The following is a 13,194-nucleotide window of genomic DNA, read 5'->3' as shown; positions in this document are numbered from 1 at the left end:
TTCTCAACCAAATATCCATCCCATAAAGCTAACGCTCAGCCTATGTGAGATAGGCCAAAAAGCTTCATACCACAAATATATGTAAGGATGAATAAGATTTCTGTGCGATGTTTAGTACACTAAAATATGCAAGCTAAATACTTGCTCCTTTTAGAAAAGTTGTTTCTGCACCTCAAGATAAAGAGAAAAGCAAATCGCTGTTGGTTATGTACTATTTTTTTGTTTTTGTTAGAAATCAAACACCGAATAATTACTGATTTTTTTTAATTTTTACAAAAATAAAAAATGAGTATTTTTTAAGTTTTTACTAGTTCAAAACACAATGCCATTTTTTAAAGAGCCCGAAAGAGCCCGGATGCAAAAAAACCCAATTTCTTGAGGAAACTGGATTTAAGCAGATAGTGCGGATCGGAACAGCATTGGTTCAAAATAGGGCTGTTAAATTCTTTCAGCACTTTTGTATTAAGTTAATAACGTCAATTCGGTAGATTTTCTCATGAAAAAATTCTGCTTTCATAATAAATGACAGAAAACAACAAAATTTTCTATGGAAAACTACTAAGTAAGTACTTAGAAACCGCTACTTTAGGAAATGTAAAGAGACTGCAATTTCTAGCTATTGTGGTATTTTGGTAAATGACAAGCACCTGTAATAAAAATTTGCTATTGCAGAGCGCGATGCTCAAAATCTTTTAACTTTCCTTTATTTTCCTCCAATAAAAAGAGGAACTGAACGACCATTCCCATGCCACAGCAGTTGGTCGCGAGTCAGTTGACGACTATTGCCTCGCCGTGTCTCTTTAATGTGAATTTGAAAATCTTTAGCCCCATAGGTAATCGTGGCATAAGAGAGTGCAACCCGAGAATTGTCATTGATAAAAGCCACTTCATTTGGTGGAATGTTGCCAGTCACGTACAACAATCCTCCAAATAACTCGCTCACACCGCCTCCTGCTGTATGTAGCACTGTGTTAACGTTACCTCCTTCTGTCTTCAAACCCAGCACCCACAGCTTGCCACCGTTATTGAATATCTTCTTACTACTACCTTCAGGGTTCATCTGGCGTGCCCACACCTGTTGCGGATGTTCAAATCGCCAAGTTTCAGCAGCAACATTCTCAATAAAGAGTTTTCCGGCTTTTGGCGTGTTCCGAAACACATACTTCTGGTCATTGGGTCGTACTGAACAACAAGTGACATCTTTTAAAAACAATGTTCGGGAGGTAGTATGTTCAAAGCCAATAAGCCCAGCCTGTGGGGGCGCTTGTTGAATAAGGTTAATGATATTCAGGTGTTCAATCGTTACATCAGTTGTGGCTCCATTCTCAACACGAATCAGCGGTTTTGGCTTGTTTGCATCTTCAAAGTTCTTCCCACCAGGAGAGAGTGTAGCATTCATGCCAATAATTTTACGAACGTTTTTCCTAACGCGGAGGGTATCACCAATCAAGTAACGACCAGGAGGAATGTAAATTGTGGACTTTCCTGAGTCAATCGCTTTCTGAATTGCCTCTGTATCATCGCCCCAATCTTCGCCTCCATCAGCTGCTTTTCCTCTGGCACCAAAATCTTCTATATTTGCCCAATTAGCAGGATTATTATCATGAAAGTTAGGGGGTTCTTCGACTGGGAGATTGGGAGGGGTTTTAGAAGATGCAAGCAAAGTAAAAGGCGAGTTTGAGGTATACTGCTTGACTACAGTTCCTTTCACGACCTTTTTATCTTGCATAATAGCTGCTCGATATCCAGATGAGCGGATATTACGGGCAAACAGGCGACCATTATTGTTATCGATCGCGCTTACTAATGGACTGCCACCATAAAGCTTAGCATCAAGAAGGCTAATGAGGCTCGTGCTACTGCTGTTGCGTACTGCTATAACACTGTTGTTGCTCGACAAATTTCTGATTGCTACTACGTTCCCCGTATTCTCTAAACCAACGGTTTTCTGATTGCAAAGACTAATGTGCTCAAGGGTAACACCATTAACTTGCTCTCCAATGCGAACACCATAGTCAAAGCCTTCTACAATCAGGTTTTTAACTAGTGCAGGACCAATCCACTTTCGAGTCATGTCTAACCCAACCAGCCCTTGACCCCTAAGTCTGACATTACGAACCGCGCCAGTGTTATTCGCTAAATAATCAAGTGCGATCGCCCCAGGATTCTTACCCGTATCAATTGTGATATCTTCAATGTAGTTAGCAAACGCTTCATTCCCCTCTCCCTTAGCAGGATAGTCTTTACCGCCGCCCAAAGGCTGCTCCACGTAAAGTCCAGATGCAGTATGAACCACTGCTTTTGGTTTTTTGGGGTTGTTATAACCGGGTGCATTATCCTTCAGCCGAATAATAGTGGTAGCACGGTTCTGTCCTTGAAGCCTTAGCTGTGATTGCCACTTGCCATTTATGTCACGCCACTCCAGGCGATCGCTCACGAGATAAGTCCCTTGTGGGAGATAAACAATTCTGTTTGTACCCACATTCTCCCGAATCGCCTTCAAGATTGCCTGAGTATCGTCTGTAACACCATCACCCCGAGCTCCATATCGAGTCTTAACATTAACTACTATTTGCTCGGGAAAAAGCTTATCTCCTGTTGATATTTTGGGCAAGGTACATTTTTTCTGCCCCTGAGTAAGAGGCTTCTTCTCAGACATCCCCAGTAGAGTTACGGGAAAGTTAGCCAATAATGTATCTTTTGTAATTGCTACAAGAGAAAATACGATTACCCCACAAAGAACGAAAAGTACGGGAAAAGATTTTTTACTACCATTAAACTTGGTCATAATTACCTCATTTTTACTTAGGAGGTTATTTTGATACTTCTTCTCACCTTACTTATAAGTGAGGCATAAACCAAATGTCTGTTGATTTTTAATAATTAAATTTATTTGAAAAAGTAGCGTATATTATTCAAACCCATAAAGGCAATGTCCGGAAAAAAATTAAAAATTTACAAATTACTTACAGAGCTTATAAAATATTTCTTAATGTCTTATTTGTCTCAAAGCTTTGTTCTATAAGTATTCCAGTAATTTTATATAAATTTTATAACGTTTAATAGTACATCTTTTAATAAAAAAATCCGGAATATGTGCCAATTTGCCGAAAGAATATGACAGAATCTTCTAGGGAAAACTACTAAGTAGGTTCTCAAAAGTTGCTACGCAAGCAAATGTAGAGAGAATATACTTTCTGGTATCGCGTGTGATTAGCCGATGATGTAAGTATTAAGCACACCTTACAGCAGCCCTATCTAGTTAGAGGTATGAGTGGATGCAAGAACTGCAAACCGAACAGCTACAACCAATAAAACTTCTTCAACTACCCGAAAAGCCTCTATTCTCAATACTAATTGCTAACTACAACTACGCAAAGTACATTGGGGAGACTCTTATTTGTCACTTAGCGCCGTTGGTAACCGTAATTGCGCCTGTGCCAGAAGTTCTTAGTAAGTATCGCAAACATAGTGCAGTTTAAGATTACGCCATGCACAAAGTTAAGGATGAGTTTATGCAAGAACTGCAAATTGAACAATTACGACCAATTGAACTGCCCCAACTACCGAAAAACCCTTTGGTGTCGGTATTGATTGCAAACTACAATTATGAAAGGTATATCGAAGAGACTTTGGAAAGTACACTTTCTCAGACTTACCCTCATTTTGAGGTGATAGTTTGTGATGACGGTTCCAAAGACAATTCGTGTGAAGTTATCGAAAGGTATGTTCAAAAAGACTCTAGAATCAAGCTCATACGCCAACCGAATGGTGGTGTGGCTTCGGCATTAAATACAGTTTACAGACACAGCAGTGGTGAAATTTTGTGTTTGTTAGATGCGGATGATGTGTGGATGTCTAACAAACTAGAGAAAACCGTCGCCGCATTTCAATCTCAACCAAAAAGTGGATTTATTATTCACGATGTCTTTCAAATTGATGGTCAAGGAGAGCTGATTAAACCGACTCCTATGGTGCAAAACTTGGCATCAGGCTGGATGGCATTATCCGCATTGGACAATGGTGGGTACGTCGATCGTATCCCACCCGCGTCTGCACTAAGCATCCGACGTGAAGTAGCTCAATTAATCTTCCCGATGAACGAAGCATTTACACGCAATGCTGACAGTCTGATTTTCCGTCTTGCCCCGTTTGTCACTGAAATAGGGTCTGTATCAGAAGTACTGAGCAAGTTTCGCTTACACGGTGCAAATCTGACAAGTTTTACCTCCCTAACAGCCAACATTTTAGAACGGGAGCACGAAACTGCAAAGCGAGTACACCAGGAGCAGAAACAGTTTCTCAAAAAAATTTATGGTCCAGAGGTGGCACAAAGGCTAGCAGGATTGGAAGCCAACGCTTGGCATTATCACAATCTCTACTTGCTAGCTCGTTTTAAAGGAACACCCAAATCAGAAATCCGGGAAATTCACCGGCAACTTGTGGCGCATCCAAAGTTTCACCAAACTTTTGTTTACAAGCCTTTGAAATTCTTACTGCAATGGGGCGCGAACCTGCCAAATCCTTTGTTTTTTGCGGTCTTCTATCAGATATCCCGCGAAAGTGAACTTAAACGTCTAGCCCGGTTCATTCAGCGGGGAGCACTTGCATTATTTAAATTTAAAAGATAGACATCTATGTTCAAACAAATCGTTAAGAAATATTACGCGAGCCAGTTATTTTCTTTGTCATATACAAAGCGTATCAAACCCCGCCAATTTCGTTTGAGAATTTCATAAAGGACAATAGATGACTCAGAAATCAATTGCTATCTTCATCTGGGGCTTAGACGGCGGAGCATTCGCAAACCTGACAGCAGCTCTAATTAAAGGTTTTTGGAAGTTAGGACTTAGAGAGTTATACGTCTTATACCTTGCCAACGGACCAGCAGAGGAAGTGACTTTTCCAGAAGGCGTGAAATTAGTGCCACTAGGAGTGACGCGATCCATAACATCTCCCATTGCCTTATCCCGATTTTTGAGAACGGTCAAGCCAGATGTCTTAATTGCCATGCCTACAATTATTTGTATTCCTGCGATTATAGGATGGCTATTGGCAGGTCAGCGCAAGACAAAATTTGTGGTTTATCAGGGAGATACTTTGACCTCAGATGTTGCAATTGACCACAAACACGACCTGCGGATGCAAATCATGCCTTGGTTAGCACGGCTTTTGTATCCGACAACTCATGGTTTAACGACTGTCAGCCAAGGCGTTCTTGATATCCTTAAACAAGATCGTATTCCCATCCCTCGGAATCGTGTAGCCGTCATCCCCAATCCTGTCGATACAGATAAATTTTTTCAGTATAGCCAAGCAGAACCAGAACATCCTTGGCTCCAGCACAAGGACAGCCCGGTAATTATTAGCCTTGGTCGTTTGGCAAAGCGTAAAAACTATTCTTTACTGTTGGAAGCCCTTGCTATCATCCGAAAGCAGTTTAAAGTCAAGCTGATTATTTTGGGAGAGGGTACAGAAAGAACAAACTTGGAGGAATTGATTGCCAAACTGGGTTTGCAGGAAGATGTTAGCTTACCTGGTTATGTAGCTAACCCGTGGAGTCACATCGCCAAATCCGATCTCTTTGTTATGTCATCTCTAGATGAAGCGTTTTGTCTGGCGCTTGTGGAGGCGATGGCGTGTGGGGTACCCGTTATCTCTACCGATGCCATTGGTGGTGGTCCTCGTAGCATTTTAGAGGATGGCAAATACGGGAATTTAGTACCTATAGATGATGTGCAAGCGCTGGCTGACGCTATCCAGAAAGTACTCAGTTCTGAAAGTTGGCGATCGCATTTAATTGAAGTGAGCAAACAGCGTGCTCAAGCTTTTCAGCCAGAGGCAATTGCCAAACAGTGGCTATCTTTTTTGCAAACCGTCTAAAGTGATTTTGCCCGAGGAGAGATTTTTCCAATGAAAATCCTTATGTCCGCCTATGCCTGTGAACCAAAAACAGGATCGGAGCCCGGTATTGGCTGGAATATAGTTCGAGAGGTAGCTAGGTATCATGAGGTTTGGGTACTGACGCGAATTGCTCATCAGGCAGCGATCGAAGCAGAACTCAGTTCTAACCCAGTGCCCAATCTCCACTTTATATACTTCGATCCTTTTGGTTGGACTAATGACTGGAAAAAAAATAACCGGGGGATTCAGCTTCATTATTACCTTTGGCAAATTTGGGCATACTTTGTTGCTCAACGCCTGCATCGCCAAATTCACTTAGACTTTGCCCAACACGTAACTTATGGAAGGTATTGGGGGTTTAGCCTACTTGTACTTCTTCCTATCCCCTTTGTTTTAGGACCAGTTGGCGGTGGAGAATTTACACCAAAAACTTTTTTGAAAGATTTTAGTTTTCGTGGCAAGATTTACGAAACAGTGCGGGACATAGTTCAATTTATCAGTGAGAGAGACCCACTGGTTCGTTTGACTGCCAAGAAAACTGCTCTAGCGTTAGCAACAACCAAGGAAACGGCAGATAGGCTTCAAGGGCTGGCAGTCAAAAACATTCAAGTCTTTTCTAATGTTGGTTTACCTGAGGAAGAAATTGAGCATCTTGCACAATACGAGATGCCTAAAACTGAATCAGTAAAGTTTATTAGCATTGGTCGCCTTTTACATTGGAAGGGATTTCATCTTGGTCTTAAAGCGTTTGCCCTCGCCAAAATAGAAAAAGCTGAGTATTGGATTGTAGGTGACGGACCAGAACGACAACGTCTAGAAGTCATAGCACAAGAGTTAGGTATTGCAGAAAAAGTCCATTTTTGGGGAGGTTTACCGCGCAGCGAAACATTACGCAAAATGCAAGAGTCTCATGTCCTGGTTCACCCCAGTATTCACGAGTCTGGAGGATGGGTATGCCTGGAAATGATGGCAGCTGGGCGTACAGTAATTTGTCTGGACTTAGGAGGACCAGCAATGCTTGTGAGTGAAGAAACAGGGGTAAAAGTTCCCGCACACACACCAGAACAGGCAGTGCAAGATATAGCCGATGCTATGGTTCGTTTATCAAAAGACTCAGAACTGCGATGGCAGATGGGACAAGCAGCGAAAAGAAAAGTCAGAATTGAACCTTTTAGTTGGAAAGCTAAGGGACAACACCTCAGTTTGTCTTATCAAGAACTTTTCAACAATGTTTGATAACAAAATGACAAAGTCAGCACATGATTTGTATTTTTGTCTATTGAAAACACTATTTGTCATTCTTCTTCAAAAAACCAAAATTTGTTTAGGAGGAAGTTGAAAATGCAAACTCAAGAAATGAGCGTTAAAGACTACTACCAGACCAACGGATATGTTGTTTTCAAAAATCTAATTCCTGAAGCTTTAATTGATAGGCTAGTAAAAGTTTATACCAGAGATCTTGTTCCTTCAAAATATCCTTTTTTTCGTCAGAATACTAATGCCTATGAGCCTAACAAGCTCAACGATTTTGGCTATGTTAAGCAATCATTTTTGGATATCCACGATTATCGAAAGTTTCCAGAATTCAGCGCACTAGCAAGAGATATATATTGTAGTAAAGAAATACAAAATGCACTCAAACAACTAACAAACAGTGAGTCGTTTAATTTAATGCAAACAATGTTGTTTGATGCCAATACAGAAACACCACCTCATCAAGACTGGTGGTACTTGGATACCGTACCTAATGGTAATTTAGTTGGTGCTTGGATTGCTTTAGAGGACATTGATGAGAGAGCAGGTAGATTTTATGTAATTCCAACATCTACCAACATTAATCTTCATAGTGATACTGCCAATCTGAGCCATTCAGAATGGTTGAAGAGAATGAGAAGCTATGTTGATGCCAGAACAAATGAAATTAAAGCTCCTGAATTAAATAAGGGAGATGTTTTATTTTGGAATTCAAGGACTATTCATGGTTCTTTACCAACTCTCGACCCCAGCTTTTCAAGAAAATCATTGACGGGTCATTACATTCCGTCAGAATATAAGTTTGGCAATCTTTTTACAACAAAAGAATTCATAAAATATAAAAATTATCAAGGAGTGAATTTTTATAGAAACCAACCAGATTACTCTTTTCTCAATTTACTGAAATTTGGCTTTAAGGTTCGTATTTACAATTCTCCTTTGTTACTAAAAACACTCCGTCGTTTTCAAGCATTACTTCAATAAGTATATTGAGTATAATACCGTTTCTACATGAAGATGCATAGAAAGAACCCCACCGCCTGCAGCACCTCCCCTTATTAAGGGGAGGTTAGGAGGGGTAAAAATAATGTGCAGCTTCATTGAGAACTGCTATAAGCTGGTTAACTAGTAGTAGAACAGACGTAAAAGTTTGTAGTAAGGGCTGTCTTTCCTTTTTCAAGCCAAGCAATCCCTGACTACAAACTATATTAAATCATCAGAATCAATGTGATGAAACACTAGGTAAAATGAATGACTTTAGGAACATCATCTCAAGAGGGAATTATCAAACGCTCTAGCATAATTGTGCTATTTCTTGCTTCTGTCATGTTCCCGCGTGTTCTTACAGCAATAAAATTTCCATCAATTGTTAACTTTTTGCATTTTGGTTTTGCCTTATTTCTACTTATATGGATAGTTCCCAGAATTCGTAGTAAAATTGCTGTAAATATACTGTTGGGAATGACAGTTCTCCTGACAATAAGCATAATAAGCGCCCTAATCAATCGAGCAGGTGTTATCAATGTCGTGCTCAACTTTTTGATGCTAGGCGAACCTTTTATATTTTTGATAGCAATTACCAGTACAAAACTTCCTGAATCCAGTATTAAAAGATTTCAAAATTGGGTATTTAGATTTGTTTATATTCATCTAATTTTTGTATATTTTCAAAAATTTATTATTAATACAGGCGATCCGGATGATGTCAAGGGAATTTTTCTAAACATGGGAGCAGGACACCATGTAGGAGGCGATGTTGCCCTCACTTTTGGTATTTATTTCCTTCTTGCTTCTGGAGTTCGTTCGTTATGGTTTCGTATACTAATGTTTGTGTTATGCCTTGGAAATGTTCTTTTTGCTGATGTCAAACAGGTTATATTTGCATTTATTGTATCCTGGTTTATTTTGATTCTGACACAGTTAAAGGAGGTTTGGAAAGCACTACTGTACTTGCTAATTGCTCTTCCAGTTACTTTTATAGTACTTCAAATCATCAACAGCCTGTACTCTGGAATCCGTTATATATCAGATATGGCGGTGGTCACGGACGCTTCGAGATATAAACTCTCTGTATTTTCTATTATTATCTCCTTCTTCAAATCAGATTTAAATTGGTTGTTTGGCCTTGGTCCCGGTCATACCACTAGCCGTCTAGGATGGTTAATTCCAGATTACTTAAATCTTTTGCAACCATTAGGTGTTACTTACACTGACGTTTTTCCGAAAGTATTTCTTGCCCAAGAAAGCTATTACTGGTCTAATAGTTATACTGGCTCTAGTATGTACTCTTTATTATTTTCCTGGGCAGGGATATGGGGAGATTTGGGTTTTTTGGGTCTGGGAATATATCTCTTTCTCTGGTTTTTAGTTTGGAAATATATTTGTGTAGATAAAACTTCAAAATTTTTCCTAATAACCATTATGGTTTCTGGTGTCATATTTTCTTGGATGGAAGAACCAGCTTTTATGATTTTTGTGACTAGTCTCATTGGCCTACAATGGCAAAAATATCAAGCTCATCAGACTAAAAAATTGCAACAACAGAGGCAGGACTATTTTTTTGAACAAAAATCCTTCCTAGAAAAGCCTTATTTTTAGGTTATATCAAAAGTTTTTCTAAAATTCTTACCATAAATCCTATGAAAATTCTGATTGCTCATAACCGCTATAAATATGCAGGAGGTGAAGATGCCGTTGTACAGGCTGAATGTACGCTGTTAAAGTCTTATGGAAATGACGTTCTGCTGTGGGAACTTGATAACGATAGCATTGTGGGAATTCAAGGTAAATTAACAGCCGCATTTTCTGCTGTTTATTCATCCACATCAAGAAAACAGATTGCAGAAAAAATTTCTGATTTCCGTCCAGATGTAGTTCACGTTCATAACTTTTTTCCTCTTCTTTCTCCGGCGTTGTACGATCCTTGCCGAGATGCAAACATACCAGTCGTACAAACCCTTCATAACTACCGCTTGGGATGCCCAAAAGCAATGCTGTTCCGAGATGGGAAAATTTGTGAAGACTGCATTAACAAAGCTGTACCGTGGTCTGGTGTAGTCAACGGGTGTTATCGTGGTTCACGACTACAAAGCGCTGCTGTGGCAACAATGCTGACGGTTCACTCATTACGTGGCACTTGGCAAAACCGAGTGGATGCTTACATTGCCCTGACTAAGTTCCACAAAGCTAAGATGGTTCAGGCGGGGTTGCCAGAAGAAAAAATTTGTATCAAACCCAATTTTGTTTTATCTCCTGACTCCCCTTCTCAATCGAGCAAGTCGAAAAACTACGCGCTGTTCGTGGGTAGACTTTCTGAGGAGAAAGGTTTGGCAACGCTAATAGATGCTTATGCACAAGGTAATATCAGTATACCGCTAAAAATTGTCGGTGAAGGTCCAATGGCTGAAGCACTGCACCAACAGGTACACAACAGAGGGCTTGGGGAAGCAATCGCATTTTTAGGGCGGCAGAGTAAAGCGACTGTGCTGGAACTCATGTATAATTCCCAATTTCTAGTTTTCCCCTCAATTTGGTATGAGGGCTTTCCGTTGACAATAGCAGAGGCGTTTGCTTGCAGTTTACCTGTGGTAGCTCCCAAATTAGGGAGTATGGCAGAAATTGTCTCTGATGGAATCACAGGTCTGCATTTTGAAGCTGGGAATTCACTAGATTTGGCAACTAAGATAAATTGGGCGATCGCTAATCCTGATACAATAAATGCAATGGGCACGAATGCTCGCTGCACTTACGAAGCTAAATACACACCAGAAGCTAATTACAAGCAGTTAATGGAAATTTATCAGCAAGTTACCAAGCTGTGATAGTAGATACATTGTGATTAAACGGATAGGACGGAGTAAATAATATAGAAATGAGAAAAACTTAGGTAACCGTAAAAATGCCTTGTCTGCAACTGTTGGGACAATCATATGTTCGTAGCAGTAACCTACTTTGTCAATAGGATGTTCTATTAACTTAAGATGAAAGAATAAATTTTTAAATTTGTAGTTTGTAACCGAGTTTTCAGCTTGGTTAAAAAGTTGTAAAGAAACCTGTAAAGAAAAAACTTTTATCGATGGGTCAGCTTTTATCTTTTCTATCATTATTTCCGGAAGCACTGCATCTAGAAGTTCATGGGCTAGTGACAAACCAAGTAACAGCATTCTCCTCATCCTGAGTTTGCTAGCCCGTTCCCAAATCTTCTCCCAATTTACATCTCGACAAGCACGGATAACTTCAGCTAAGTCACAAATTCGATTGAGCCATTGCCAAGAATCTTTACCTCCTTGGGAGCAGAGAACTAAGATTAAATCCTCTGGGGAAAAGCTGAGAATTTGCCGACTAGTAAAAGAGATGAGCTGAGTGTCTTTCCACATCCACTCGGTATTATATAAAAAAGAGAATTGCTTTGGCAATATACCTTGGTGAACATCTATGGTAACGCGATCGCGCTGGTTTACAAGATGTAATTCCCAATGAGAGCGCAAGTATGCTTCCTGTTGTTGTAAGGTTAGAGACCTAAGATAACTTGCCTCCTTTTCATTACTACTAGCATAGGGCTGGTACCCTCGAGCAGTCAAAAGTTCTTTAGTTTTGAGAAAATCTTCCCTGTGAACTAAAAAATCTAAATCGCCAAACTCTCGCCGCGCAATATCTCCATAAATGCAAGCAGCCAAGACAGGACCCTTAAAAGGAATCACGGAAATTCCATTCTTCTCAAAAATATCTAGAAGCTGAATCAGTTTACTCCCTAAGGTAAGGTTATGTTGAGCATTAATGTAATAATACTGCCGCAAGCGCTCGAGAGTATCTACAGGAACAGCTTGCGGATATTTCATCAAATTTAAAGCCAACAGGGGTAAAACTTTATGGCAATACGCGGTTTTCAGAAGATATTCCCAATCGATATCTTGTTCAAGTAAAACTTTGGTGCGCTCAACAGTTGAGGGAGATAGACAAGTGCGAGCGCAACAAAGAAGTAACTCAACTTCGCGTCCATGTTTAATATCTTGATTTTCGATACAGGGTTGAGATAATGTTTTCATTTTTGTACAGTAAAAAAGTTTATTAGTATTCAGAGAGAAATGTACTTTTCCATCTCTCCCTGACCCTGTAGACCTCAATATGGTGGCTATTATCCACCCTAGAGACTCTTTGTTACTAGCAACTTGCTGCTACTTATTATGTAGCATACGGGTGTTGTTTAAGGATTGCCAAATAGTTAGAAACACCTCGAAAATATTCTAAATCTTCATAATATTCGTTGATGTCTAATAGCTGACCTCCTGGTGTAATTCGATAGATTTTATAGGAGTTCTGATTGAGTAAATCCCAAAAGTCATGAAAAAAAGTTCTGGAATTAATATTTCCCGAACCAAATTCAAAAGAAAATGCTCCAATCTTTTTGTCAAGGAGCGTCTGAGAAGCGCCCTTCAAAGCATCAAACTCATTTCCTTCTATATCCATCTTCATAAAATCGACAAAATCGATAGAGTATTCTCTAACAACATCGTCGATTGTAGTGATAGAAACTTCAAATTCACTAAATGTCTCCTGCTGAAAATAACTATCACGCCTCTTGTGAAGCGAAGCGATGCCCGCAGTGGGGGAAGGAGAGTATAAAATTCCCTGAGATTTTTTCTGACCTACCGCTAAGGGCAAGAGAAGTGTATTTGGTAAGTTCAGTTTACGGATCTCTTCTTGACACCCTTTGGAAGGTTCAAACAAGTAAATCTTTGAGGTAGGAATTAACTGCAGTAAGTACTTTGACCATACTCCCTTATTAGCACCGATGTCAAATATTATAGGTTGCTCTCGATAGATAAAATTCTTTGCTGCTTTAACCTCTTCAAGAAGATCCCATCCCGTGCCAGCACCTTTGCCTTGAAGAAACGCAATATAAGCTTCCACCACTCGGATTTTCGTTTTGAGGGGATTACTCAAAATCAGTTGGCTGAGAGGTTTAGCCATTTGTTTTCCGAGTAGATTGAAAAGGGTAGGCTTGTTTAATTGTTGCATAAGATTAATAAATTTACT

The 13,194-nt window shown here is 39.8% G+C and carries 10 protein-coding genes; 7 read left to right on the top strand and 3 right to left on the bottom strand.

The annotated features are described in order from the left end of the window. Window positions 1-703: 703 nt before the first annotated feature. Window positions 704-2,788 carry a glycosyl hydrolase family 28-related protein gene (locus tag ACYRY3_RS44570; RefSeq protein WP_460208259.1) on the bottom strand — a complete coding sequence of 695 codons (2,085 nt, stop codon included), beginning with the start codon at window positions 2,786-2,788 and terminating at the stop codon, window positions 704-706. Between the two features lie 490 nt (window positions 2,789-3,278). Between ACYRY3_RS44570 and ACYRY3_RS44565 the strand changes: the two genes are divergently transcribed. The 7 genes from ACYRY3_RS44565 (at window position 3,279) to ACYRY3_RS44535 (ending at window position 10,979) form a co-directional block, all read left to right on the top strand. Beyond that, window positions 3,279-3,482 carry a hypothetical protein gene (locus ACYRY3_RS44565; RefSeq protein WP_460208258.1) on the top strand — a complete coding sequence of 68 codons (204 nt, stop codon included), beginning with the start codon at window positions 3,279-3,281 and terminating at the stop codon, window positions 3,480-3,482. A gap of 9 nt (window positions 3,483-3,491) precedes the next feature. Then, entirely contained in the window at window positions 3,492-4,631 is a 1,140-nt protein-coding gene (locus ACYRY3_RS44560; RefSeq protein WP_460208257.1) for a glycosyltransferase family 2 protein, read from the top strand. A gap of 118 nt (window positions 4,632-4,749) precedes the next feature. Next, window positions 4,750-5,883, top strand: a complete 1,134-nt coding sequence (locus ACYRY3_RS44555) for a glycosyltransferase (RefSeq protein WP_460208256.1) — start codon at window positions 4,750-4,752, stop codon at window positions 5,881-5,883. A gap of 30 nt (window positions 5,884-5,913) precedes the next feature. Continuing rightward, entirely contained in the window at window positions 5,914-7,140 is a 1,227-nt protein-coding gene (locus ACYRY3_RS44550; RefSeq protein WP_460208255.1) for a glycosyltransferase family 4 protein, read from the top strand. A gap of 105 nt (window positions 7,141-7,245) precedes the next feature. After that, complete coding sequence (locus ACYRY3_RS44545; RefSeq protein ID WP_460208254.1) at window positions 7,246-8,142, top strand: phytanoyl-CoA dioxygenase family protein; 897 nt, start codon at window positions 7,246-7,248, stop codon at window positions 8,140-8,142. Between the two features lie 477 nt (window positions 8,143-8,619). Beyond that, window positions 8,620-9,756: a hypothetical protein gene (locus ACYRY3_RS44540; RefSeq protein WP_460208253.1), complete on the top strand. Its 1,137-nt coding sequence runs from the start codon at window positions 8,620-8,622 to the stop codon at window positions 9,754-9,756. Between the two features lie 41 nt (window positions 9,757-9,797). Next, window positions 9,798-10,979, top strand: coding sequence for a glycosyltransferase family 4 protein (locus ACYRY3_RS44535; protein ID WP_460208252.1), 1,182 nt, complete (start codon window positions 9,798-9,800; stop codon window positions 10,977-10,979). Here the strand turns inward: ACYRY3_RS44535 and ACYRY3_RS44530 are convergent. Next, window positions 10,944-12,203 (bottom strand): nucleotidyltransferase domain-containing protein, encoded by a 1,260-nt coding sequence (locus tag ACYRY3_RS44530; protein ID WP_460208251.1) that lies wholly within the window; start codon window positions 12,201-12,203, stop codon window positions 10,944-10,946. The genes ACYRY3_RS44535 and ACYRY3_RS44530 overlap by 36 nt on opposite strands. 136 nt (window positions 12,204-12,339) lie before the next feature. Further along, window positions 12,340-13,128, bottom strand: coding sequence for an FkbM family methyltransferase (locus ACYRY3_RS44525; RefSeq protein ID WP_460208250.1), 789 nt, complete (start codon window positions 13,126-13,128; stop codon window positions 12,340-12,342). Between the last annotated feature and the right edge of the window lie 66 nt (window positions 13,129-13,194).

It is taken from the genome of Scytonema sp. NUACC21 (assembly GCF_054684315.1).
This window is presented reverse-complemented; position numbering and strand designations above follow the sequence as displayed.

Excerpts from the sequence above, each read along its gene's own strand:
- ACYRY3_RS44570 (WP_460208259.1), bottom strand. The coding sequence starts at position 2,788 with ATGACCAAGTTTAATGGTAGTAAAAAATCTTTTCCCGTACTTTTCGTT.
- ACYRY3_RS44565 (WP_460208258.1), top strand. The coding sequence starts at position 3,279 with ATGCAAGAACTGCAAACCGAACAGCTACAACCAATAAAACTTCTTCAA.
- ACYRY3_RS44560 (WP_460208257.1), top strand. The coding sequence starts at position 3,492 with ATGCACAAAGTTAAGGATGAGTTTATGCAAGAACTGCAAATTGAACAA.
- ACYRY3_RS44555 (WP_460208256.1), top strand. The coding sequence starts at position 4,750 with ATGACTCAGAAATCAATTGCTATCTTCATCTGGGGCTTAGACGGCGGA.
- ACYRY3_RS44550 (WP_460208255.1), top strand. The coding sequence starts at position 5,914 with ATGAAAATCCTTATGTCCGCCTATGCCTGTGAACCAAAAACAGGATCG.
- ACYRY3_RS44545 (WP_460208254.1), top strand. The coding sequence starts at position 7,246 with ATGCAAACTCAAGAAATGAGCGTTAAAGACTACTACCAGACCAACGGA.
- ACYRY3_RS44540 (WP_460208253.1), top strand. The coding sequence starts at position 8,620 with ATGACAGTTCTCCTGACAATAAGCATAATAAGCGCCCTAATCAATCGA.
- ACYRY3_RS44535 (WP_460208252.1), top strand. The coding sequence starts at position 9,798 with ATGAAAATTCTGATTGCTCATAACCGCTATAAATATGCAGGAGGTGAA.
- ACYRY3_RS44530 (WP_460208251.1), bottom strand. The coding sequence starts at position 12,203 with ATGAAAACATTATCTCAACCCTGTATCGAAAATCAAGATATTAAACAT.
- ACYRY3_RS44525 (WP_460208250.1), bottom strand. The coding sequence starts at position 13,128 with ATGGCTAAACCTCTCAGCCAACTGATTTTGAGTAATCCCCTCAAAACG.